Genomic DNA, 24856 nt, shown 5'->3' on the forward strand with positions numbered 1-24856 from the left:
TGCTTATTTAGACTATCTAAATAAGCACAGTTAATAAGTAAAACCAATAAAACTAGTCATTAATAATGAGTTACATTAGCACAGTAAGAAAGCATCTAGCGTTACCCAAAACTTCATGGCAAGTTTGTTTACTTGCTATTGTGGGTGGGTTTGCATCCGCATTATTAGTTATTCTATTCACCTTGACTATAGAGCAAATCCAACAGCTTTATTTAGTTAAACGCGATAACTATATCACTTTAGATGGGGTAAGTCGTTTTGATTTGCCTATTATCGGTTCACTTATTATATTACTCTTTGCTTGGATTACTGGCTATGAGTATTTAAGAACAGGTATCCCATTTGTGCTTTACCGCTTAAAAATCGCTCATGGTGTTATACCTTTCAAAAATACCTTCAACCAATTTTTTGGTAGTGCGGTGGCACTTGCTTCTGGCTTTTCTGTAGGAAGAGAGGGTCCTGCTGTTCATCTAGGCGCTGCCGCAGGTAGCTATGTAGGTAGTTTATTAAAACTCCCCTATAATAGCATTCGCACGTTATGTGCCTGTGGTATTGCTGCTGGTATTGCTGCAACATTTAACACACCAATTGCCGCTGTACTTTTTGTCATGGAAGTCATCATGAGAGAATATAAAATTCATATTTTTATTCCTGTTATGTTGGCTTCTTTAGTGGGCTCTTTGGTCACACGCAATGTTTTTGAGGTCTCACAGCACTTTGATTACTTTCATAGAATAGAGCTAATTCCACAACACTATATTCCTTTAGTTATTTTAGGTATTTTACTCGGTTCGCTTGCTGCCGCCTTTAATAAAACCCTTGTAACAGTCATCAAACATAGTGAAAATTTTCATATTGTGCCAAGGCTTATGTTAGCAGCATTGATCACTGGAGCCTTAGGTTATTTAGTACCTGGTGCTATGGGCGTTGGCAGTGGGGCTATTGATCTATCACTCGCAAATAATTGGCATATTGGTTTATTATTTAGTTTGCTATTAGCCAAATTTTTAATGACAACGTTTGCTTTAGGCTTAGGTATTCCAGGTGGTATTGTCGGCCCTATTATAGGAATAGGTGCAATTGCGGGGGGATTAGGCGGCGCATTAGTAATGCAAGTACTGCCTGGTGAACACATTGGCAATGACTTTATATTAATGGGAATGGCGGGCTTTATGGCGGCAAGTTTAAATGCCCCTCTTGCTGCTTTGTTAGCAGTAGTAGAATTATCAGGACAGTTAGAAGTCATTTTACCCGCAATGATTGTTATCACCGTTGCAAGTATTATTTCAGGCCAATTATTTAATAATCGATCTGTATTTACCATGCAGTTAGATGTGCAGGGCTTAGTTTATCGTAAACCTCCAATAGAAAAAACATTACAAAAGATTGGGGTGTTAAGTTTGATGATAAAAAACATAGAATACACAGAAAATGCCTCAGCAAATACTATCGCTGGCATGATAGTAACAAGCGACAGTAAGATTCCAGTGGTAAATAAAACTATCAGAAAAATAATGAAAAATAAAAAAGTAGTAGAGCAAGTAAATTATCATTGGGCTGAGTTCAATGAAGAAATTCCTTTAGTTACCATACAAGCTGAAACTGACACAACGCCTGAGAATATTGCAGTGGAATACCAAATAACAGAAAAAATGAATTTTCATAAGCTTATCCCACTCTCTCAACAGGCAACATTGGCAGAGGCATATTTAGCACTTGTACATGACCGTCGTGGTGGAGTTTATATTTATCAAGATAATATCGATAATATTATCGGCATTGTGACCTTTGAACAAATTAGACAATATCTAGTGAATGGTAAACTCATTGCTAGTATATTACCGGCACAATCAACAGCAAGAGAATGCGTACTTGAAGGAAAAAAAGAGTAATGAGTGAATTTATATTGAACAATGTTTTATGGTTTAAGGCCTTTCATGTTATTTTCATGGTGGCTTGGTTTGCAGGAATATTCTATTTACCTCGATTATTTGTGAATCACGCAGAAACAAGCTCTGTTGAAGTTTGTGAGCAATTAAAGGGGATGGAAAAACGGTTACTTTATTTCATCACTCCGTTTGCAATATTTACTGTTTTACTTGGTTTAGCACTCATTTATAGTTATGGTTATGTTTGGTTTGTAGCTGCTAAATGGTTACATATAAAGCTTACCTTAGTGATTGTACTGTTAATGTACCATGGCTATTGTTTTAAGCTAGTTAAAACTTTTCAGCAAGACAATAATACGCGCTCAGGTAAGTTTTATCGTGTGTTTAACGAAATACCCGTATTAGCCTTATTTGCAGTAATACTGCTAGCCTATATCAAGCCTACATTTGGTTAATGTGTTCTTATATTTAATAAAAAATTAACGCTAGCTCAAAGCACTTACCCTGCTTATTGTTAGCTTTATTAATAACTTTTAATATTCTCTCCTACTATTTGTTTGATATGATATTTACAGGAAAGCATAATGAAAAGGACCCTCAAACAATGAATATAAATACTTTCACTCGATACCCGCGATTATTAACCATATTGCTGCCATTTGCTTTGTTGACAGCTTGTGGTGGTGGCGGAAGTACAAACTCAACTCCCACCAATCCCACTGACAATACAGCACCTTCTTGGGAACAAGGTACATTTGAACCATCTGATAACTTTGCTGCTCAATGTGAAAACCCGAGAATAGGTAATAGCCCTATTACAGGTATAGCCTACCCAGACAAAGACGGTAGTGAGTTAATAGAAAAACACTGGCAACGTGCTTTTACTCACGAAACTTATCTTTGGTACAAGGAAGTCATTGATAAAGATCCAAAAAACTATAGCTTGTCTGATTACTTTGACCAGCTTAAAACTACGGCTGTAACCGACTCAGGAAAAGAGAAAGATTATTATCATTTTGTCCGCCCTACTAGCGAGGTTGAAGAGTTGACACAATTAGGTGTGAGTTATGGTTACGGTATTTTATTTGATAAGCAACAAAGTTCAATACCAAGACAATGGGTTGTTCAAAATATCACCCCAAACACACAAGCATTTAACGCTAATATTTCACGTGGTTCAAAATTGTTAGCAATAGATGGTATTGATTTTGTTAATAGCGATAATGAAGATGATATAGATACAATCAATAATGCTATTTACAGTAATATTGAAGGTGAAGCACATACTTTTAAATTTATTGATAATAAAGATAATACCTATGAAGTTGAACTACAAACCGCCGCAATAACTGGGGTACCACTACAAATAGCTAAAACTATTGAAACCCCACAAGGCAAAACAGGGTATATATTACTCAATTCATTTTATAATAGCATCGTTGAGAAAGATTTATTTGAAAACTTAAGGACCTTTACTGAACAAAACATTAGTGAGCTTATTGTTGACCTTCGTTATAACGGTGGCGGCTACTTAGCCCTATCATCACAATTAGCGTATATGATTGCGGGTAGTAATGCCACAACAGGTAAAACATACGAAACAACCGTATATAACGATAAAATAGCAAATAAGTCCATGCCCTTTTATGATAAAACGCTGGATTTAAGAAGACTCATAGGCGGTGAGTCTATTGTTCAAGCGGGACAAGCCCTACCTACGTTAAATTTAAATCGCATTTATGTACTAACTACAGGTTCTTCATGTTCAGCAAGCGAATCTTTCATTAACGCCCTTATTGGTATTGATATTGAAGTTATTCAAATTGGTGAAACTACTTGCGGTAAACCTTATGGTTTTGATAGCGAAGATAATTGTGGTTCAACCTATTATACCATTCAATTTAAAGGTGAAAATAACGCTGGTTTTGGTGACTATACTGATGGTTTGATGCCTGTTGTATTACCAGCTGCTGGTAAATTAGCACAAGTTCAAGGCTGCCCAATAATAGAAGATTACCAACATGACTTAGGTGATGAGCAAGAACTGTTATTAGCCAGTGCCCTGTACTACCAAGCAAACAACGACTGCCCTGATGTGGTTGAACAGCCAGCGAAAAAAATGAAATCAATGCGCTCGCATACACTACTATCAGAACAAGAAATAATACTTCACGGTAAAACGCCTTTGCAAGATGCCATTATTCGCGATGCTTACATTAACAAATACAGACACATTAATTCTGGAAGCAACAGTAATGAATAAGCATCTATTTAGCAAAACCAAAGCAATAATATTGTTTATTCTACCTGTTGCTTTATGCGCGTGTGCTATTCAAGCAAACGAAAAAGAAGCCGCTTTACTCACACCTAATAGTGAACTAGCCCGTATTGAAATAATAACGTTAATAAGTGAGTCGATGGGAGGAAAAAAAATTCCTATTGCTAAAGATATTTTTCAACAGACAAGTCGATTATTACTAGGCAAAACACCAGTGACTTCGCCAGATGGTATTAATATTATTCGTACTGATAACGAAGTTGCTATCGTTTTTGAATTACTAAAACAAGGTGATAATTGCTTACTGAAACGAATAAATACCTCACAAGAATGGACCTTAACAACGAAATCTTGTGTTAAACGCTAGCATTAGCTAAGAAGTAGGTGAATTAACTAGGTTAGCTAGGCTAGTTAATTCACCTACATTAGTCATGAAAACTTGTTTTTATCATTCTATAAATATTCAATCTATGCTATATTTCCGCAAATTTTTTGCTCTTCATTAACAGCGGGGCTTCTCCAAATGATGAAATTCCAAGGCAATAACATACTGTCAGTCTCTCAATTTGATCGTGATGCTATTGCGAAAATTCTCGATGTTTCAGCACAGATGGCGCCCTATGCAGCTAGACAAAAGCGTTGTACCGTGCTTGATGGAGCTATTCTAAGTAATCTTTTTTTTGAACCCAGCACGCGAACTCGAGTTAGTTTTGGTACTGCTTTTAATTTGCTAGGCGGCTTTGTCCGTGAAACGGTAGGGCAAGAAAACTCATCACTAAGTAAAGGTGAATCGTTATTTGATACTGCACAAGTGATCAGTGGTTACAGTGATATCATTGCAATGCGACATCCACAAATGCATTCTGTGGAAAAATTTGCACAAGGTAGCACTGTGCCTGTCATTAACGGTGGCGATGGTGCTAATGAGCACCCAACACAAGCATTATTAGACTTGTTCACCATACAATCTGAAATGATGCATTATCAAAAAGGCTTAGATAACCTTGATATTGTATTAATGGGCGATCTAAAACATGGTCGTACTGTTCATTCACTTTCAAAACTACTCAGCCTGTATAACAACGTTAAAGTCACCATGGTTTCACCAACCGCATTACAAATGCCTGACAGTGTTATTTCTGCACTAGAAAATGCAGGCCATCAAGTTATTGTTACTGATACAATGGCAGGTAACTTATCTTGCGATGTTATTTATCAAACTAGAATTCAACAAGAACGTTTTGCCAGTAAAGATGAAGCTGATTTATATCGTGGCCATTTCAGTTTAAACAAAAGTGTTTATCAACAATATTGCCGTGAAAACACCGTAATAATGCATCCTCTGCCTCGGGATTCTCGTCCAGAAGCCAATGAACTGGATATTGATTTAAATGACTTAGATAGCTTAGCTATTTTTAGGCAAGCACAAAATGGGGTATTAGTGAGAATGGCACTATTTGCTTTAGCATTAGGTGTCGAAGATCAATTAACTCAGTACGAAAAAGAGGTAAACTGGCACACAAATAAACACTAATATTTCTGCAAACAACTAATTTATCATTTTAACAGTGAAAACTTGTTCCTATTGAAGCAAGTAACTAACTATTTAAAATAACAAACCCAAAAAGAGTTTTGACTATGAATGGATCCACTAACTTTTCAACAAACAATTCAGAAGAACTTTTTGCTAAAGCAAAGAGTATTATCCCTGGAGGTGTTAATTCGCCAGTACGAGCATTTAATGGTGTTGGTGGTACGCCTTCATTTATTAAGCGTGCAGAAGGTGCATATATTTATGATGCAGACGATAATGCCTACATCGACTATGTGGGATCATGGGGACCTATGATCTTAGGTCATAACCACCCAGCAATTTTAGATGCTGTTATTAATACTGCTCAAAACGGTTTAAGCTTTGGTGCACCAACAGAAATTGAAATTACCATGGCTGAGAAAGTCCGTGAATTGGTACCTTCAATGGAGTCTTTACGCATGGTTAACTCAGGTACTGAGGCAACCATGAGCGCCATTCGTTTAGCACGAGGATATACAGGTCGCGATAAAATATTGAAATTTGAAGGCTGTTATCATGGTCATGCTGATTCTTTGTTAGTAAAAGCAGGCTCAGGCGCATTAACTTTAGGCGTGCCTAATTCTCCTGGTATTCCTGCCGACTTTGCAAAACATACATTAACGGTTAGTTATAATAATCTGGATGAAGTAAAAGAAATTTTTAACAAATATCCTGAGCAAATTGCGTGTATTATCATTGAACCTGTTGCGGGTAACATGAACTGTATTCCTCCTGTGGAAGGTTTTCTAGAAGGTTTACGCAAAGTATGTGATGAATATAACGCTGTACTTATTTTTGATGAGGTAATGACAGGCTTTCGTGTTGCTCTAGGTGGTGCACAAGCTCATTATGGTATCAAACCAGATCTTACCACCTTAGGTAAAGTCATTGGCGGCGGAATGCCTGTTGGTGCTTTTGGTGGTAAAAAAGAAATTATGGATTTCATTGCCCCTGTTGGCCCTGTATACCAAGCAGGCACGCTTTCTGGTAACCCATTAGCAATGGCTGCTGGTTTAGCCTCATTAACTGAGCTAGCCAAAGGTGAAAAGCATCTACAATTAAGTGCCGCGACTGAAAAATTAGCCATGGGTTTAAAAGCCGCAGCCGAGCGACATGGCGTTGATTTAAATATTAACTATGTTGGCGGTATGTTTGGCTTCTTCTTTACTAGTGATGAAACACCAATCACCACCTTTAAACAGGTAATGGCATGTGACAGTGAAAAATTTAAACAATTTTTTCATCTAATGTTGGAACATGGTGTTTACTTAGCGCCATCAGCATTTGAAACTGGCTTTGTTTCTATGGCTCACAATGATGATATTATTGAAAAAACATTAGAAGCTGCGGCTAAGTGTTTTGCACAGCTTTAGTAAGCACTATAGTACATAATATCACATAATAAAGGGCTGCTAGCCTATGCTAACAGCTCTTTATTTAGCCATACAACCCCTTCTTGCCAACCTAATTCTAAACCTGAAAAAACTTTTAAGTTTAAATTATCTTGTTTTCGCAGCCGCATTATTCTATCCGTTTGTTCAAGACCGCTACCATGATAATTAACAACAGCAATAGCACAAAGTTTATCACTCATGCCAATAGTCAGCTTAGCTTCAAACGTATACTTAAAAGTATTTATTTTATTGACTAAAATAGCAAAGTTGTCATGAAAGTGCTGGCTAAAGAAATACTCACACTCTTCAACCATTTCTATCGACATTTCAATGTCTTTATTGATAATTATTTCAGCAATATTGCCATTAATAATATTAATTTTTCCAAAACTCAAATGATAGGTCATCTATAACGTACCTCGTTAAGTTACATATAGCCTAATCCTTTGACTTTTTTAATATAAAATTTATTTACTTATTGAATGAAATGGTCGAACAATTGAACAGTTACTAGCTCACCAGCATTAACTTTTCCTTGTTCAGAAGGTAAAACGATAAAGCAATTAGCTTGTGCCAAACTTGATAAAATACCCGAGCCTTGCGACCCTGTCGATTTAACTACATTTTCACCATGCTCATTAATACTTAACACACCACGCTGAAAATCCAGCCGTCCCGGCGACTTTTTAAGATCACTAACACATTTAACCTGTAAAGTAGTCCGCTTTAGCGCTTTGGCATTTTGCATTTTGGTTAATGCAACAATAGCTAATTGATGAAATGTAACTAAAGCCGATACTGGGTTTCCTGGTAATCCAAAAAATACACTATTAGGTAACTTACCAAAAGCAAAAGGTTTACCTGGCTTCATGGCTAGCTTCCAAAAATTAATTTCACCTAAATCATCAAGCACAGTTTTAGTATAATCTGCATCTCCAACGGAAACCCCGCCCGATGAAATAACCGCATCAGCTTGCTGATCTGCACTAACAAAAGCAGCTTTGATCGCATCAAAATCATCTTCAATAATACCAAAATCAATGATATCAACATGCAATTTAGTTAACATACCCCGTAACACAAAACTATTACTTTCATATATATCGCCTGAATTTAACCTTTGTCCAGGCAGTTTTAATTCATCACCAGTTGCAATTAACGCCACAGTTAATTTACGATAAACATTCACTTCGCTGATACCGAGTGATGCTAAAATGCCAATATCAACTGCGGATAATTGATGGCCTTCACTCAAAACATGCTGGCCTAACTGAATATCTTCGCCAGCATGACGAACATGCGAACCCAATGCTTTCTCTTGAAGAAAAGTTATCTTATCATCATTTACTTGCACGTTTTCTTGCATTTCAACACTATCACAGCAGGCTGGCATTTTAGCCCCTGTCATAATACGTATACATTCGCCTAATTTGCATTCACCTTCAAAAGGAGTGCCAGCCATAGAACGACCAACTAAGGTTAACACGCTATGTTGTTGCAAGCTTTCAATTGCAAAAGCATAACCATCCATAGCTGAATTATCATGATTTGGCACATTAATAGGGCTTGCAATATCTTGCGCTAAGGTATAATTAAGTGCCTGAGATATTGGCAAAGTTAATGTTTCCTTCACGGGTGTTATTTGTAACAACATATTTTCTAATGCACACTCAAATGGCAATAAACCTGGAGCAGAACAACAATCAGACATAATAATCTCACTTAATTATTTTTTAAAATTGAAATACCTCAATCCAGTTATTATCACTTAATTAACAGCCAAAGTAACAGCGCTTTTATTAACTATATGTTGATACGCATCAAAGAGTATTAAATCAAAAAATATTATGCTACTCGACGTTACATTAAGAAGTGCTATACTCATTTTCATTGATAGGTAATTAAGTGCTATACTCATTTTCATTGATAGGTATTAGTTCATAAATACAATATCAATGAAAAATACATTACACAAAAATATTTTACACCGAGCTTAAATAGCTACCGCCCAGTTTTTAATAACATGGGTTATGCCATTTCAAGCCGTAGCAATGCATTATTTTGATAATTTCCTTAAAAATCATCAAAAAATACATTTGCTACCAGGGTTAACAAGGAAACACGTTAGCCTCCCGACATTTGGAAAGGTGATATGTTACAAGACAATTTTGGTCGTAGATTTTACTATCTGCGTCTATCCATTACAGACGTGTGCAATTTTAAGTGCAACTACTGCCTGCCTGACGGTTATCAATGTGATCAGCCGCGCGATTTTATATCGCTTACTGAAATCAAACGTTTAACAGCGGCTTTTGCAGGATTAGGTACAGAAAAAATTCGTATTACAGGCGGAGAGCCCGCGCTTCGAAAAGATCTTCCTGAGATCATAGCAAGTTGTAAACAAACTCAAGGCATTAAAAAAGTTGCGATTACCAGTAATGGTTTTAAGTTACCCGATCACTTACCCGCATGGTTAGACGCGGGTATAGATGCTATCAATATCAGTATTGATAGTTTAGACCCAAGACAATTCCTTGCCATTACAGGCCATAACAAACTCGACACTATTTTAAAAGGCATTGATAAAGCACTCGCTGATGGTCGACCGACCATCAAAGTCAATACGGTATTAATGAAAGAATATAGTGGTCGAAATATTCAAAGTTACTTAGATTGGTTAAAAGATACGCCTGTCACTTTACGGTTTATTGAACTAATGCAAACGGGTGATAATAAAACTTTTTTTGATGCGCAACACGTACAAGGATCTCGCATTAAGCAAAACCTAATTTTAGATGGCTGGCTACCAGTGCTTCAAGATAAAACAGCAGGGCCTGCACAAGAGTTTTATCATCCTGATTATCAAGGTCGTATTGGGCTGATCATGCCCTACTCCAAAGATTTCTGTAATACCTGTAACCGTTTGCGTGTGAGTTCGTCTGGAAAACTGCATTTATGCCTTTTTGGTGAAAATGGTTTATCGTTAAGAGAGCAATTACAATCAGACGATATCATTCCTTTGCAAACACAAATATTATCTTTATTAGGTGATAAAAAAGCCGCGCATTTTTTACATGACAAACTTACTGGCGGTACCAAGCATTTAGCCATGTTAGGCGGTTAACATGAGTAGTGATTTACATACTTCAACTTTAAATACCGCTCTTTTAAACGAGCAATGTTTAGGTGTGGTGCTCGCTGGCGGCTTATCATCGCGAATGGGACGAAATAAAGCACAACTACTACGAAACGAGCATGCTATGCTTTCAATGTTAGAGTTCTCTAAGCAACTACTTAATGATTCAGGCATTAATAACATTGTAGTTAGCGGTGATAACTATGATGTACCTGATAAGATCAAACGTAGTGGTCCTGTTGGCGGTATTTTAAGTGTTTTGGCAAAATACCCTCAAGCGAAATCCTTATTGATACTCCCTGTAGACTTACCTTTTATGACGCCCAAAGCCTTAGCCGATTTACGTTTGAAAGGAGAGCTGAGCCAAAAAGCAACATTTTTTGAAGGCCATAATATTCCGCTCTATTTACCTAATAACTCTTACGTAGCGCTTTTTTTAACACAAGCCTTTATAAAAACAGGTAAACAGTCTAATGATCAATCTCGCTTTACCATTGCGGGTCAGGAAAAAGGGCCTTCAATTAAAGCATTACTAAAAAAAGTTCCGCATCAAGCTATTCAAAGTAGCGATGCAACTATTTTATTTAATAGCAATACTCCTGAACAATGGCAACATGCAAAACAGCAACTTAAATTTTAATCAATTCATTTTAACCTGTTAATTTTTAGATGATTAACTTAAACAGATAAGTGTAAAAAGGAAAAACTATGTCAGCACATGGCGGAACAACTTTTATTCCCTTAAATATTGCGGTACTCACTGTTTCTGATACCCGCACAGAAGAAAATGACACCTCTGGACAAGCATTAGTAGAGCGTCTTACTGCTGCTGGTCATAACCTAGCAGACAAAGCAATTGTCATTGATGACGTTTATCAACTTCGTGCGCAAGTATCTAAATGGATTGCAGATGATACGATTAATGCCATTATCTCAACAGGTGGTACTGGATTTACCGAACGTGACAACACACCAGAGGCATTAATGGCATTATTTGATAAAAATGTTGAAGGGTTTGGCGAAGTATTTCGTCATGTATCGTTAAGCGAAATAGGGACATCAACCATTCAATCACGCGCATTTGGCGGTATTGCTAATAAAACTGTTATTTTATGTGTACCAGGGTCAACTAATGCCTGTAAAACAGCTTGGGATGAAGTAATTAAAGAGCAATTAGATGCCAGCCATAGACCTTGTAACTTTGTGCCTCATTTAAATATTAGTGCCGCTCAATGTGAGACACGCGACTAATGGGCAGTTCAACACAATCAACTCAAAAGACAACAGTAGAGCTTAGTCACCTAAATCAACAAGGTGAAGCGAATATGGTTGATGTTACTGAAAAAGCAATGACTTCTCGTACAGCAACCGCGCAAGGTATTATCAAAATGAACCGTGCCACGTTTGAGTTAATTACTACTGGCAAGCACAAAAAAGGCGATGTTTTTGCTGTCGCCCGCATAGCGGGTATTCAAGCAGCTAAAAAATGCAGTGATTTAATCCCTTTATGTCACCCGTTAATGCTCAGTAAAGTACAAGTTGATTTTGCACTTGATGATGAAAACTCACAAGTAAAGGTTACCAGTCTTTGCCGCTTAACTGGGCAAACAGGGGTGGAAATGGAAGCATTAACAGCAGCTTCTGTGGCATGTTTAACGCTATTTGATATGTGTAAGGCAGCTGATCCTGCGATGGTGATTACCGACATTAAGGTGCTCACCAAAGAAGGGGGTAAGTCAGGTCACTGGCACGCTTCATAAGTTCGCCTACATCTGACAATACTCAACAACCTCCTATTGGTAGATAAGATTTTAATCGCACTTATTTAAAGAGAGAATAATTATGATCAAAGTTGTTTTTTTTGCCGCACTACGCGAACAATTAAATTGCAGTGAACTATCATTAAATAGTAACGATTTCACCACAGTTGCAGACATAAAACAGCACCTTGCGGGCAAAGATAAACAGTGGCAACAAGTCTTTGCTAATAACGCTTTATTATCAGCAGTTAATCACGATATGGTAAATAATGAACAAACGGTAAAATCGGGTGATGAAGTTGCTTTTTTCCCGCCCGTAACAGGTGGATAAAAATGACAAAGACAACTTACCCTGAAATATCCATACAAACAGACGACTTTAACTTATCAGATGAAGTCGCTTTGCTCGAATATGAAAATGACGTAGATGGCGCTGTTGTAACTTTTACTGGCCGAGTACGTAATCAAAATGAAGGTAAGCAGGTAACGAGTTTAACGTTAGAGCATTATCCTGGCATGACTGAAAAATCACTATCCAAAATTATTGCACAAGCAAAAGAACGCTGGAACATTGGTCGAGTAAAAGTTATTCACCGTGTGGGTGAGCTCTTTATTGGCGATCAAATTGTTTTTGTTGGCGTAACCAGTAAACATCGACAAGATGCTTTTGCTGCCAATGAGTTTATTATGGATTACCTAAAAATTCAGGCACCTTTTTGGAAAAAAGAAGCGAATAAAGATGGTGTTAATTGGTTAGATGCAAAATCAAGTGACAAACACAAAGCGGCAACTTGGTAAAAACTAGAGAATATTATTCCCATGCAACAACAATCATTTACTAAATCATTGTTTTTTATATTAGCATCAGTATTACTTTGTTTTAGTTTTCATAGCAAGGCACAAAATATAGTAAAGAAAGTAGCAGAAAAAACAAACCAACCACTGCGGATTGCTGTTGCTTCAAATTTTACACCTGCATTAAAAAAACTCTTAGTTGAATTTCATCAACAAACTCATATCAAAACACAAATTATTAGTGGTGCGACAGGCGCCATGTTTATACAAATACAGCATGGTGCCCCCTTTGATATATTTATTGCTGCCGACAGTTTACGACCTAAAAAACTTGAACAACAGGGTTTAGTTGTCGCCAATAGCAGAAAAACATACGCACAAGGGCAATTAGCGCTGCTATCAATGAATTCAAAAGCGCACTTAAACGATTTACGTACAGTTCCTCCTCGGTTTGCTATTGCCAATCCTGACACTGCACCTTATGGAAAAGCGGCTAAACAAGTACTAACCCATCTTGGTTTATGGCAACAATATCAAGCTGCATTGATTATAGGAATGAATATAAATCAGACTTTTTCTCAAGTGCGCACACAAGCAGTCAATAGTGGTTTAGTTGCCAATAGTCAATTAGTAATCAATAATTTATCGGGTGTTATTATTCCAGCAAATTATCATCAGCCCATTGTGCAACAATTGGTTATTCTAAAAAACAGTAGCAACATTAATAAAGCACAACAACTAAGTAATTACTTACTATCAAAAAGCGTACAACAAAAAATAATCCAGTTTGGTTATGCTGGAATAGAGTAGACAAGTATGTTAAACCCCGATCTACTTGCCTTATTTACCACATTAAAGCTAGCAGCCTTAACGACAATGATTTTATTACTTATCGGCACACCTTTAGCTTGGTATTTGGCTAACATGCAAAGCCGCTATAAAGTTATTATCGAAGCTATTGTCGCTCTCCCTTTAGTTTTACCACCAACGGTACTCGGCTTTTATTTGCTTATTGCTTTTTCTCCTCAACATTTACCTGGGCAACTTTGGCAGCAGGTAACAGGACAGCAATTAGCTTTTAGTTTTTCAGCCATTGTCATTGGCTCTGTACTCTATTCTATGCCGTTTGTCGTTCAACCACTGCAAAAATCTTTTGAACAATTGGGTAAGCCATTGCTAGAGGCTGGAGCAATGTTAGGTGCTGGCGCTTTTGACCGATTTTTCAGTATTGTTTTTCCCATTACCAAGGCTAGCTTTATTACCGCTGCCAGTTTAGGCTTTGCCCATACGGTGGGAGAGTTTGGCGTAATTCTCATGATAGGAGGCAATATTCCTGGTGAAACAAGAGTATTATCTATTGCTCTATTTGACCATGTTGAAGCCTTCGATTACGCAAAAGCCCACATTTTGGCAATTAGCTTGTTGGCTGGTTCCATGATGCTATTAGCGGCAATTTATCTGTTAAATAGTCCCAAAAGAGATACATTTAAAGGGGAAGTAAAATGACTTTTGTAAAAAATAATCCCCAAACCCTTTCGATTAATATCAAGCTTAGTTTTGAAAAATTTAACTTGGCTATTAAAGAAGAACTCTCTCTACGGGGTATTACAGGCATTTTTGGTCATTCTGGTTCTGGAAAATCAACATTATTGCGTACCATAGCTGGCTTAGAAAATAAATTTGATGGTAGGATTCTGTTAAACGACAACTGCTTAATTGACAATACCAATAAACACTTTATTAAAGCTGAGCACAGAAATATTGGTTTAGTATTTCAAGATTCTCGCTTATTTCCGCATTTAACCGTATTAGGTAATTTAACATTTTCAGCAAAACATTGTAAAAATAGACAATTAGATTTAAATGAAATCATCGCACTCACTGAGTTAAATAACCTCTTACATAAACATGTTAATGAATTATCAGGCGGGCAGAAACAACGAGTTGCCCTCGCCAGAGCTATCTTAGCAGAGCCGCAATTATTATTGCTAGATGAGCCACTTAGCGCCTTAGATAGACAAGCAAAAGCAGGTTTACTGAAACTAATTTTAAAAGTACAAAACAAACTACAATTGCCTATGTTATACGTAAGTCACTCGCTTGATGAATTACAACAAGTTTGCGACAAATTACTTGTATTGACGCAAGGCAAAGTCACAGGCTATGACGATATTCACTCAATGATTCATCGATTAAACTCAATTAACCAAGAGATTAAGCACACTGGTAACAGCAGTCAAAATGAACATGAAAAAGCACCTGATTTAATTCATAAACAAACTAGCTTGTCATTACCTGTAAAAAAAGCCGATAACGGTCACGGCTTGACAACTTTAACCTTAAATGCCCAAGATGAGATATATTTGTCCGCATCAACAGAGTATTCAACAGGAGCATGCTTGCGCTGCTTTATTTTAGCGACCGATATTAGTATTTCATTAACAGAGCCCATCAATTCTTCGATTGTTAACCATTTATTAGCCAAAATTAGCATGATCGAAGTGCAAAATAACAAAGTTATTGTCACTGCCTCTTGTAAAAAAATTGATGGAGAACAGTTATTTTTTATTGAAATTAGCGCCTTTTCACAACAAAAATTAGCGCTAACGCTAGGGCAAATGGTCTATTTACAATTTAAAGCAGGAGCTGTTCGCACTTACCTTTATTAATTTCAGATTACAGACTTTTACTTATAAACTTTAATTTACAACAATTACATATAAAAACAAAAGGTACTCATGTGTTAACAACGCAAGAACAACTCAAATATTCACGTCAAATTATGATGGAAAAAGTTGGTGAAGAAGGTCAAACAAAACTGCGTAACGCAAAAATACTCATTGTAGGTATGGGAGGGTTAGGTAATCCTGTTAGTTTATATTTAGCTGCAGCAGGTGTTGGCACTTTATACCTAGCAGATGGGGATACAGTAGAAATCAGTAATTTACCGCGTCAAGTTCAATTTAACGAACAAGATATTAACCAAAATAAAGCAGATACCGCCGCTGAAAAGCTTAGCGTACAATTTCCCGACAGTGATATTGAAGCCATTGACGAGATGTTAGATCAAGAGTTATGCGACTACTATTTACCCCAAGTTGATTTGGTGCTGGATTGTTCAGATAATATTAAAACTCGGTATTTAATCAACCAAGCTTGCGTTAAGCATAGATTACCTTTAGTCATCGGTGCTGCAACTGGCTTTGACGGCCAACAATTAGTCGTTGATCCCAGAGATGAAAACAGTGCTTGCTATCATTGTTTATTTCCTTCCTCGATGAAAGCACCAGTAAACAACTGCCAAACACTTGGAATTTTAGGGCCTGTTCTGGCAATTGTTGCAGGAATGCAAGCTTTGCAAGCAATAAAGTTACTTATTGGCAATGGAATAGATAATGATGCACAAGTTAATCAATTAAATTTATTTGATGGCTTATCAAACCAATGGCAACAGTTTAAAATGAAGAAACAAGAAGATTGTAGTATTTGCGGTAAAAAACGTTAGTTTACATTACAGCCATTTCGTTCGTAACTTAGCAGTAAAGATGAGCGAAATGGCAATCAACAACAGCGATAAAAAGAGTATTATTTAAATAGTCCCATATTTCTATCGGTTACGGCTTCCCGCCATCCTCCTAACCATTCTGATTTAGCATCTATGCATTGATAAGGACAATGGTCTTTTGACTTACCACTGAGTCCTGCCTGGTAACCATTTGAGTGCGCTCTTCCTAATTTATCTCTTTTCTGTCTTTTCATTCTTTAACACCTCGTAACTATATATTAAAAATACCTTTTAAGTCACCACTTAAGCATAAGTGATAAAAACTACGTTGTGGCCAAACTAATTATTCAAACATGTTTAGAGAAAATTTCCTCATCAATAATAGGAACATCCCAAACCAATAAATCTTATCCAATACGAATAAAATTTAGCTGATGAATAATAAATCCGACGATTTATTTAAAAGGATTTCTGTAGATGATGCAAGCTCCAAAGTAACCCAAAAAGGCAAATAAAAAGTAATTCTAATGCTAATGAAAATAGGTTACTTTTAAGATGAAAACTTCTTTCAAATAAAACAATTCATTAGCATAATTAAGCATATTTTGGATAGAACTAGGAAGTATAAAAGCAATTTCTTTATATGAATTTAGTTTAATAAGCAACCAAAAGCCCTTACATTTTTAAATGCGTCTTCTTCTACGACGTTTCTTTTTAAGATCGCTATCATCTTCCAACTGAGATTCTATTTCATACTCAAAACCTACCGTTTCATCTTCTGGGTCATCCTTCGTCGTATCAACCTTTTCAGTCGCTTCTTGTTCAAGCAGCAATAACCTATCAGAAAGTTTGGCGGAGTCGGCTTTATTATTTTGTTTCCCGAAAACTGATTTTAATTTATTTGTAAAACCCTTTTTTTCACTCTGTACGGGTTGTAAATCTACCTGCTTATTAACTTTGCTTGTTTGCTCTAACTGATGTTCTACCACTATAGAAGAAAGATCTTGTGACTTTTTAGCAATATTGACGTCTTTTTCCTCCTTTCTAATAGGCACAACTGAGGGCTTAAGCGCTTTGGGCTCTTCTGTATAATTAACCACAGTACCGCGTAATTCAGCAGGAATACCAAAAGATTCTGGCTTGTTTTTCACTACCTCTGTAGGAGCTGCTGTAATAGATACTGGTATTTCATTTGATATAGTTGCAGGTGTAGCAGTCGTGTTTTGAACAAGTCCAACAAAATCATCATTACTTTCGGTTGATTTAGGTAGCACCAATTCGCCAAATTCTTTTATTGTGTCATTGATTTCTTGTTTCGAAATAATTAACGCTTTTTGAAGATTATTTAATTGCTTTTCAATACCACTGTATTTTTGTTCTAGTGGTATAATATTATCTTGAACGTCAGCAGCCAGCGTGGCAGTTAGCTTTTTGTAATTATTAATTTCTTTTTCAAAATGCGTCATCTTTTCAATTGTTGCTTCAATAGCGGAATCAATAATTGCAGTCTTTTTATAAAGATCGCGTTTTCGGTTAACAAACTTTTGAATAAGCTCTTTTGACACTTGTTCAGAGGACTGTTCCTTCGATAGAAATACGCTTAATTCTTTTATTTCTGCTATCGGCAACCAGTGACTAAAGGACGGATTCCATCCATACAAATCATTATGTTTAGCAATTAAGCGTTTAACACCCTCTATATTCAATGGCCCTGTAACACGGCCATTTGCTGAAATATACCATTTATCCATAATGTATTTATCTTATTATTGTTAATTTTGAAATAAAATTCACCACAAAGTAGATTGTATTTATCTATAGACCAGCTTACTTTTAGGTGATGTCCTAATGCTTTTTTGTAAAGCAGCATATTGTTCACTTACCCTATCTAATGTTTCCTTAACTTCAACATTAAGTTCTTCGGTAAATGTACAATACATATCAATATCTTGATCTATTTCTGAAATAACAGACCGTGTATTACCTAAAGTATTATCAACGCGAGTGAGTATTTTAAACAATGCTTCTTCTTTATTTTTATACTCTTCCAACAGCGCTTTAGGTATTGCTACAGGGGGGGGAGGTATTTTTATATCTAACTGAAAGTCTTCAACTAGATAAAGTGGCTTCCAATACGCATAGGTTGGATGCCAAACATAAAGGTTTAAGTTTCCATATTTTTTAATATAATTCTGTGCTTCATCAAAAGTTAATGATTCAGTGATTTCACCGTTATTAGAAAAAAGCCATTTTTTCATTGAAACTATTCCTTTCTATTATTTTGAACGTGTTGTAGAAACACCTTTCCATAATTGCGGAATTAACTTAGCAAGTTATTCATAATTTTTCATCCATTATTTTTGAATAATAGTAACTTTTTTAAACAAAAAAACCGCGAAGTAAAATTCGCGGCTTTTATTTTTTGCGATTATCACGCTAACTGCAATTCACACTAAGCTAAGTGTTAAGCTGTTTTCTCTTCAGTTATAAAGAAGCTAGAGATATAAGCAATTAGACCAAGCAAGAATATCACACCAGCAATTTCTCGTAACCAGTAGAAAATGGCTAATTTATCTTGTGTTGCCATAAAGCTCAATGCTTCACCAGACTCAGGTAAACGTTGTAACCAAACCTGCAAGATACCAGCACCAGTTAAGAATAAGGTAATAAATACCATCGCAACTGTCATTAACCAGAAGCCCCACATTTCAATAACTTGCGCTTTATTACAGTTAGCTTCACCAATACCACGAAGTTTAGGCATTGCGTAAGACATAATAGTCATAACGATCATGGCATAAGCACCGTAGAAAGCCATATGCCCATGAGCTGCTGTAATTTGTGAACCATGAGTATAATAGTTTACAAAAGAAAGCGTATGTAAGAAACCCCAAACACCAGCACCTAAGAAAGCCATTACTGCTGTGCCTAGTGCCCATAAGGTAGCCGCTTTATTTGGATGTTCACGACGACGACGGTTAACCATATTAAAGGCATATAGCACCATTGCAAAGAATGGTAGTGGTTCAAGTGCTGAGAAGATTGAACCAACCCATTGCCAGTATTCTGGTGTCATTAACCAATAGAAGTGATGACCTGTACCTAAGATACCTGAAATCAATGCCATCGCGATAATTACGTATAACCATTTTTCAATGACTTCACGGTCAACACCAGTTACTTTAATTAATACATAAGCTAAAATAGCACCCATGATTAATTCCCAAACACCTTCAACCCATAAATGAACAACAAACCACCAGAAGTATTTATCTAATGCTAGGTTAGTTGGGTTATAGAAAGCGAATAAGAAGAATACAGCTAAACCGATCAAACCTGTCATAAGCACCATATTAATGGCTGTTTTACGACCTTTTAAGACAGTCATACCTAGGTTAAATAAGAAACCTAACGCGACAATAACAATGCCAATTTTGGTGATCGTGGGCTGCTCAAGGAATTCACGCCCCATTGTTGGCCATAAATCATTCATCGTGATATGAGCAAGCGTTGAATAAGGTACTAATAAGTAACCTAAAATGGTAGCAACACCTGCTGCTGCAAATATCCAGAACAGTGCTATTGCTAATTTAGGACTATAAAGCTCTGTTTCAGCTTCATCAGGAACCAAGTAATAGGCCGCACCCATAAAACCAAATAGTAACCAAACAATTAGAAGGTTTGTATGCACCATACGTGCAACGTTAAACGGAATTAAACCGCCAACAATATCACCAACAACATACTGTAACCCCATTAATAGGCCAAACAATATTTGACCAACGAACAAGATCATAGCAAAAATAAAATAAGGCTTTGCTACGGCTTGTGATTCATATTTTAAAGTACTCACAGCTTTATCCCTCAATGTTTGGTGGCCAGTTATTGGCGTCTAGCTCTGATGTCCATTTAAGGAATTCAGCTAAATCATCAATTTCTTGATCTGTTAAATGAAATTGTGGCATTTGTCGACGACCAGGAATGTTCAAAGGTTGCGCCTTCATCCAGCCATTGAAGAAAGCTTTAAAGCCTGCTTCACCGCCACGACGGTTATACACATTCATTAGTTCTGGTGCAAAGTATGCCCCTTCACCAATAAGTGTATGGCAACCAATACAGTTATTTTCTTCCCAAAGCTCTTTGCCTCGCTCAACAGCCTCAGTTATGTTTTCTCGATGATCCCGTTTAGGCATCTCTTTTGTGGTATGAAAAGTCAAAGCTAGGAATATTAAGAAGAAGAAAACACTTCCCCCATAATATATATTCCTTGCCATGCCTTTAGTAAAGCTCTCTGACATGGTGTTTCCCTTAATGAATAATTAAATTCATGCGTTAGTTGTGTTAGTAAAAAGCCAATGAATAATAACTTAAACAATAGAAAGTATAGCTTGATAGAAATCAAGTTTCTCAAGACTTGTAAGAAAATGTGTTTAAAAGTTGATAATTCTTGCGCCACATCAAGTAAAAGATAAAATTTATACACAATTAATTCACTAAAAACGCTATAACCCTATATAAAATAAGGTTATATTTTTAGGTTTTAAGCTAAATAGAAAGACTTTAACTTTGGCCGCCACATAACAATTGTGCGTTATTTGAGCCCCCTCTTTGCTACTAACTTGCATAAAAATATATTTACTTCCAAGTTTATAGCAGCATATTTGTGATAAAAGTCAAAAAATAATACGGTAGGGAGTCAAACATAAGGCCTATCTCCTTAACTAGATTTATGATCGCTATTTGATGTTGCATTACTCCTAATACAACATCAAATAGCGATAGACGCAGTAAAATTATTAAAACTTTTTCAGAACATGACAAAAGGTCTCAACATAAAAATGAGGCAATACTTCGAACACTTCAAATTACCGAAACAGACTTTGGCTCATTTGAATTTGAATATGTTGGTATTAATATGACTCCACCAAGAGTGCTTATTTGAAATGTTAAAACAAGATCGGTTTGACTTTATGCCTAGGGCTGTTTACGAAATTTATAATGAGCTAAATATGCGCAACAAAGATATTTGGCAAAAAGATTAAACCAGACTACGTCGAAATAAGCCTGATTAAATTATTCTTTACTGCTGTTAACAACAATCACTCTGCCTTTCATCATAGGATGAGGGCCACATTCATAAGAAAACTCCCCTGCTTGCTCAAAACTACGTTGATACGTTTCATCAGGAAAAAAATAATCTGGCTCTTCTTTATCTAATTGTTTAAACCAAACATTATGATATTGACGTTTCTCAATATTTTTCCAAATGACAGTGTCCCCTGCTTCAATAGTAACCTCAGCAGGTATATATTGCTTTTTGTATATTTCTACAACAATTTCTTTTGAAAACAAAATATTAGAAAATAAAAGTAAAAAAATAAGTAATGAAATACGCATAATACCCTCACTTTATTTATCATTATAATAAAATCGAATCATTACGGATAACTAGCGTCAGCCGAAAAATAAAACACCCTCAAGCCAAGTTAACACTAAAATGCTTAATAACAAAGAAAGTACTTTAAACAAAAATACAACACTAACAACATTACGCTGCTATTTTTTAATTGTCAGTACCATCATACCAGTTTACTGTTTTTTTTCTTTTATGATTTAATCTAGATCAGCGTTTTAGACAAAATTCTATGTTAGTATTTTGCCACTAAATTCGACCATTTTTATAACAAAGCAGAGACAAAGTTTGGATAAATCACACTATTTCTATCGCACCGTAATATTCACTCGTAAAGCTGGTATTGTTGCACTTGCTGATATTAGTAATCCAACAGAAACCACAGCCCTAGAAGAGTGGTTTGGTGTAGTAATTTCGCTGGCTGATGGCAAGCATACGTTGCAAGAACTAACTGATTTTATGGCTAAACAATACCAACAAAAGCCTGATCGCTTAGACGACACGCTTGAGTCGGTTATAGAACGCTTAGTAGAAAGCAAAATGCTGAAATTAAGTACACAGGCTGTAGAATTACCTTATTATTTAGCTGCCCCAATTGAGCAGTTAGATATTGATAAAGCGCGTAAACTCATTATAGAAGATGGCTATACTGTACACTAAATAGTATAGGTATTTAACATCTTATATACAAAGAACGAGTATCATAATGACTGAAAATAAAGCCTTAGCACTTGCACCACTGATAACGCCTTTCGCCTTTACTTTTTATGCATATATTTCTGATATACCAGGATTCAACATGGATAGTGGTTTGTTAGACTTTTTGGGGCTGTTTTTAGGTTTAACCTTAGCAGCAATTCCTGTTGCCTATATTTATATGTTTTTTATTGGTGGCAAATTTTGGGGAATACTAAAAAGAAAAAAAATAGTTAACTTTTTCACTATAGTGTTTGGCTCTATCTTTGTAGCAGATATTCCTATGTTGCTTATTTGGCCAGTAACACAAGGAAACGAGTTCTATTTAACCTTACAATTATTTTCATTTGTTGGGTTAATGGTTGGTCTCAATTGTTGGTTTTTAATCAATTTAGACAAATTAAAAGCTAAGTTTAAAAACGATGACTAAAAAACCTGAGCTAAAATGCTCAATAAAGAGTAAAACGTTTATCCTTGGGTAAATAAAGCAACAACAAGCACTAACATCAAAATCCAAAAACCAGAAAGTAACTGCCAAAATAAAACTTGGGATTTATTTTTGGTTACCTTAGGATCGTCAAGTAAATAGGTTGGGTTGGGCTTTTTCAAATCATTAATAAATTCTGGAATATTATCGTAGCGCTGTTCAAGATCAAAGCTAACGCCTCTTGCTAGAGTACGATCAAACCATATGGGAATAACTGGGTTAGCCACAGTTGCAGAAATATATCGTAATCGATCATATTCAAACGCTGTTTGACATTCTTCTATTTTTTCACCATAAGGTAGTTTACCAGTAAAAATTTCATAAGTAATGGTAGCCAATGCGTATAAATCACCCTGTATACCAGTATTTTTACCTAATAAATATTTAGGGTCAGAATAAGTTGCGGTTCCTAAAACACCTTCATGCTCTAAAGGAATAAAAACTTCTGCCAGCCCAGCTACAAATACCGAACCAAAATCAACAATTTTTATTGCATTATCATTACTTATAATTATATTTGCTGGCTTGAGGTCTTGATGAATAGTTTCCATTTTATGAAAATCAGATAAACCTTTTGCTACCTGTTCGACAATACTTATCGCCAATTTAGGTTTAGGGAAATGATTTTTCAGCATCCATTTATCTAATGACAAACCATGTACATATTCCATTAAATAATATAAACAAGTTCTCGGCCTGTTTTGTTTAATAATATTAACGACATAATCACTGTTTATACGTTTACCAATCCACTCTTCTTGAATAAACCGATCAATATACCCTGTATCTTCTTCAAAATTAATAGAAGGTGTTTTCATCACTATTTGTTCATGTGTATCAATGTCTTCAACTAAATATAATTGACTACGGCTGCTTGCAAACAACTCTTTCAATACTTTATAACCGTCAAGTATTACGCCTTCATCCAATGGCGGTGGAAAAGGTAGTCGTGTTAATTTCGAGTTATAATCATTTAAGCTTTCATTAGGCAATGACACTATTTGGCAAAGCGAGCCACTAATATTATCATCACTACCCTTATCAAAAGCCGCTTGTACTAATGCAGCTATACGTTGTTGGCAAGTTTTTGGGGATGATATTAGTTCAATCATACTTGCTTGGGTTAAAAAATCATGAATACCGTCGGAAGTGAGCAGCAATATATCATCTACTTCTAACGTAAATTGGCTGTAATCAATTTGAATAGAATTATCCATACCCATAGCACGGGCAAGAAAGCTACGACCAGAGCCAATACTTGCCACATGGTCTCTAGTGAGTTGTTTAAATTTTCCAGCACGGTATAAATAAGCTCGGCTATCACCCGCATGAAAAAAATGTGCGAGTTGAGACTTTAAAACGAGTGCCGTAAAAGTAGTTAAATAACCTTTTTCTTCACTAGCAAATTCATGACTGCGTTTAAATAAAGTTAAGTTAATACTAGAGAGAATTTTCTGCCCCGCATGCTTTACCGACCACGTATCGGGTGTTTGATAATAATCACTTAAAAAGCGAGAAATTGCAGTATTACTGGCTTCTTTACCTGCTTCGGCACTACTTACGCCATCAGCCACGGCAAGTACAATACCTTTACCTTCAAGTACGGTATGCTCATCTGGCACTAAAAAACCAACCGCATCTTCGTTGTTATCTTTTAAACCTTGAATTGAATGGCAAGCGATATCAACTTGTAATTGGTTGGCTTTTGGCATATTTATTTCTTATGTTTTGTATTCGTTCTTCAGATTAACATTATTACTAATCTAGATCCTAACTTAACCTGAACTCGGTTTAAGAGATAGTTAACAGATTGAAATACCAGTAAAAATTATTTTAATATATCTCTAGCTTGATAGTTTTTCTTAATTCAAGGCAAATTTCGCGTCAATAGCTGGCCTATTGCAAGTAAATTTAACGCAGAAGTAAGGAA

The 24856-nt window shown here is 36.1% G+C and carries 27 protein-coding genes and 1 riboswitch; of the genes, 18 read left to right on the top strand and 9 right to left on the bottom strand.

Going from position 1 to position 24856, the window contains the following annotated elements:
• Nucleotides 1–65 precede the first annotated feature (65 nt).
• From ACE1OF_RS14550 to hemL, 6 genes are all read left to right on the top strand, one after another.
• Nucleotides 66–1892, top strand: a complete 1827-nt coding sequence (locus ACE1OF_RS14550) for a chloride channel protein (RefSeq protein WP_448895370.1) — start codon at nt 66–68, stop codon at nt 1890–1892.
• A complete protein-coding gene (gene hemJ, locus ACE1OF_RS14555; RefSeq protein ID WP_448895371.1) occupies nt 1892–2344 on the top strand; it encodes a protoporphyrinogen oxidase HemJ in 453 nt (150 codons plus the stop codon). The genes ACE1OF_RS14550 and hemJ overlap by 1 nt, the downstream gene beginning before the upstream one ends.
• Before the next feature lie 149 nt (nt 2345–2493).
• The gene (locus tag ACE1OF_RS14560; protein ID WP_448895372.1) at nt 2494–4152 is read left to right on the top strand and encodes a S41 family peptidase; all 1659 of its coding nucleotides are present in this window, start codon (nt 2494–2496) and stop codon (nt 4150–4152) included.
• Complete coding sequence (locus ACE1OF_RS14565) at nt 4145–4534, top strand: hypothetical protein (protein WP_448895373.1); 390 nt, start codon at nt 4145–4147, stop codon at nt 4532–4534. Before ACE1OF_RS14560 ends, ACE1OF_RS14565 begins: the two co-directional genes overlap by 8 nt.
• 156 nt (nt 4535–4690) lie before the next feature.
• A complete protein-coding gene (locus tag ACE1OF_RS14570; protein ID WP_448895374.1) occupies nt 4691–5701 on the top strand; it encodes an aspartate carbamoyltransferase in 1011 nt (336 codons plus the stop codon).
• A gap of 104 nt (nt 5702–5805) precedes the next feature.
• Nucleotides 5806–7113 (top strand): glutamate-1-semialdehyde 2,1-aminomutase, encoded by a 1308-nt coding sequence (gene hemL, locus ACE1OF_RS14575; protein WP_448895375.1) that lies wholly within the window; start codon nt 5806–5808, stop codon nt 7111–7113.
• A 44-nt stretch (nt 7114–7157) separates the two neighbouring features.
• On the opposite strand, the gene ACE1OF_RS14580 is transcribed toward hemL, so the two are convergent.
• Both ACE1OF_RS14580 and moeA read right to left on the bottom strand, forming a co-directional pair.
• Nucleotides 7158–7541 carry a hypothetical protein gene (locus ACE1OF_RS14580; protein ID WP_448895376.1) on the bottom strand — a complete coding sequence of 128 codons (384 nt, stop codon included), beginning with the start codon at nt 7539–7541 and terminating at the stop codon, nt 7158–7160.
• Between the two features lie 68 nt (nt 7542–7609).
• Nucleotides 7610–8845, bottom strand: coding sequence for a molybdopterin molybdotransferase MoeA (moeA, locus tag ACE1OF_RS14585; protein WP_448895377.1), 1236 nt, complete (start codon nt 8843–8845; stop codon nt 7610–7612).
• Nucleotides 8846–9107: 262 nt separating this feature from the next.
• Nucleotides 9108–9301, top strand: a riboswitch (molybdenum cofactor riboswitch).
• On the opposite strand from moeA, the gene moaA reads away from it, so the two are divergent.
• The 10 genes from moaA (at nt 9287) to ACE1OF_RS14635 (ending at nt 16330) form a co-directional block, all read left to right on the top strand.
• Nucleotides 9287–10258 carry a GTP 3',8-cyclase MoaA gene (gene moaA / locus ACE1OF_RS14590; RefSeq protein WP_448895378.1) on the top strand — a complete coding sequence of 324 codons (972 nt, stop codon included), beginning with the start codon at nt 9287–9289 and terminating at the stop codon, nt 10256–10258. Its footprint overlaps the riboswitch before it by 15 nt.
• 1 nt (nt 10259) lies before the next feature.
• Nucleotides 10260–10910 carry a molybdenum cofactor guanylyltransferase gene (gene mobA, locus ACE1OF_RS14595; protein WP_448895379.1) on the top strand — a complete coding sequence of 217 codons (651 nt, stop codon included), beginning with the start codon at nt 10260–10262 and terminating at the stop codon, nt 10908–10910.
• Between the two features lie 68 nt (nt 10911–10978).
• Nucleotides 10979–11521 carry a molybdenum cofactor biosynthesis protein B gene (gene moaB, locus ACE1OF_RS14600; protein WP_448895380.1) on the top strand — a complete coding sequence of 181 codons (543 nt, stop codon included), beginning with the start codon at nt 10979–10981 and terminating at the stop codon, nt 11519–11521.
• On the top strand, nt 11521–12030 hold the full coding sequence (gene moaC, locus ACE1OF_RS14605) for a cyclic pyranopterin monophosphate synthase MoaC (RefSeq protein WP_448895381.1): 510 nt from the start codon (nt 11521–11523) through the stop codon (nt 12028–12030). Before moaB ends, moaC begins: the two co-directional genes overlap by 1 nt.
• Before the next feature lie 82 nt (nt 12031–12112).
• Nucleotides 12113–12361 (top strand): molybdopterin converting factor subunit 1, encoded by a 249-nt coding sequence (gene moaD / locus ACE1OF_RS14610; protein WP_448895382.1) that lies wholly within the window; start codon nt 12113–12115, stop codon nt 12359–12361.
• A gap of 2 nt (nt 12362–12363) precedes the next feature.
• Nucleotides 12364–12828 carry a molybdopterin synthase catalytic subunit MoaE gene (gene moaE, locus ACE1OF_RS14615; RefSeq protein ID WP_448895383.1) on the top strand — a complete coding sequence of 155 codons (465 nt, stop codon included), beginning with the start codon at nt 12364–12366 and terminating at the stop codon, nt 12826–12828.
• 21 nt (nt 12829–12849) lie between these two features.
• Complete coding sequence (modA, locus tag ACE1OF_RS14620; RefSeq protein WP_448895384.1) at nt 12850–13635, top strand: molybdate ABC transporter substrate-binding protein; 786 nt, start codon at nt 12850–12852, stop codon at nt 13633–13635.
• Between the two features lie 6 nt (nt 13636–13641).
• A complete protein-coding gene (gene modB / locus ACE1OF_RS14625; RefSeq protein ID WP_448895385.1) occupies nt 13642–14331 on the top strand; it encodes a molybdate ABC transporter permease subunit in 690 nt (229 codons plus the stop codon).
• On the top strand, nt 14328–15494 hold the full coding sequence (gene modC / locus ACE1OF_RS14630) for a molybdenum ABC transporter ATP-binding protein (RefSeq protein ID WP_448895386.1): 1167 nt from the start codon (nt 14328–14330) through the stop codon (nt 15492–15494). The genes modB and modC overlap by 4 nt, the downstream gene beginning before the upstream one ends.
• Nucleotides 15495–15565: 71 nt before the next feature.
• The gene (locus ACE1OF_RS14635) at nt 15566–16330 is read left to right on the top strand and encodes a HesA/MoeB/ThiF family protein (RefSeq protein ID WP_448895387.1); all 765 of its coding nucleotides are present in this window, start codon (nt 15566–15568) and stop codon (nt 16328–16330) included.
• Between the two features lie 80 nt (nt 16331–16410).
• Here the strand turns inward: ACE1OF_RS14635 and rmf are convergent, their stop codons facing one another.
• The 6 genes from rmf to ACE1OF_RS14665 all read right to left on the bottom strand — a co-directional run bounded on the left by rmf (nt 16411) and on the right by ACE1OF_RS14665 (nt 21727).
• Nucleotides 16411–16584, bottom strand: coding sequence for a ribosome modulation factor (rmf, locus tag ACE1OF_RS14640; RefSeq protein ID WP_242284087.1), 174 nt, complete (start codon nt 16582–16584; stop codon nt 16411–16413).
• Between the two features lie 429 nt (nt 16585–17013).
• The gene (locus ACE1OF_RS14645; RefSeq protein WP_448895388.1) at nt 17014–18081 is read right to left on the bottom strand and encodes a DUF4339 domain-containing protein; all 1068 of its coding nucleotides are present in this window, start codon (nt 18079–18081) and stop codon (nt 17014–17016) included.
• A 60-nt stretch (nt 18082–18141) separates the two neighbouring features.
• A complete protein-coding gene (locus tag ACE1OF_RS14650; protein ID WP_448895389.1) occupies nt 18142–18588 on the bottom strand; it encodes a hypothetical protein in 447 nt (148 codons plus the stop codon).
• Between the two features lie 206 nt (nt 18589–18794).
• Nucleotides 18795–20183 (bottom strand): cbb3-type cytochrome c oxidase subunit I, encoded by a 1389-nt coding sequence (locus ACE1OF_RS14655; protein WP_448895390.1) that lies wholly within the window; start codon nt 20181–20183, stop codon nt 18795–18797.
• Nucleotides 20184–20187: 4 nt separating this feature from the next.
• Nucleotides 20188–20628 carry a c-type cytochrome gene (locus ACE1OF_RS14660; protein ID WP_448895391.1) on the bottom strand — a complete coding sequence of 147 codons (441 nt, stop codon included), beginning with the start codon at nt 20626–20628 and terminating at the stop codon, nt 20188–20190.
• A 775-nt stretch (nt 20629–21403) separates the two neighbouring features.
• Nucleotides 21404–21727: a cupredoxin domain-containing protein gene (locus ACE1OF_RS14665; protein WP_448895392.1), complete on the bottom strand. Its 324-nt coding sequence runs from the start codon at nt 21725–21727 to the stop codon at nt 21404–21406.
• A 304-nt stretch (nt 21728–22031) separates the two neighbouring features.
• Here ACE1OF_RS14665 and ACE1OF_RS14670 point away from each other — a divergent pair, with 304 nt between their 5' ends.
• Together ACE1OF_RS14670 and ACE1OF_RS14675 are read left to right on the top strand one after the other, a co-directional pair.
• Nucleotides 22032–22403, top strand: a complete 372-nt coding sequence (locus ACE1OF_RS14670) for a hypothetical protein (protein ID WP_448895393.1) — start codon at nt 22032–22034, stop codon at nt 22401–22403.
• 46 nt (nt 22404–22449) lie between these two features.
• The gene (locus ACE1OF_RS14675; RefSeq protein ID WP_448895394.1) at nt 22450–22869 is read left to right on the top strand and encodes a hypothetical protein; all 420 of its coding nucleotides are present in this window, start codon (nt 22450–22452) and stop codon (nt 22867–22869) included.
• Between the two features lie 38 nt (nt 22870–22907).
• Here ACE1OF_RS14675 and ACE1OF_RS14680 read toward each other — a convergent pair whose 3' ends face one another.
• Nucleotides 22908–24638 (bottom strand): protein kinase domain-containing protein, encoded by a 1731-nt coding sequence (locus tag ACE1OF_RS14680; protein WP_448895395.1) that lies wholly within the window; start codon nt 24636–24638, stop codon nt 22908–22910.
• Nucleotides 24639–24856 lie beyond the last annotated feature (218 nt).

The organism is Colwellia sp. E150_009, assembly GCF_053543955.1.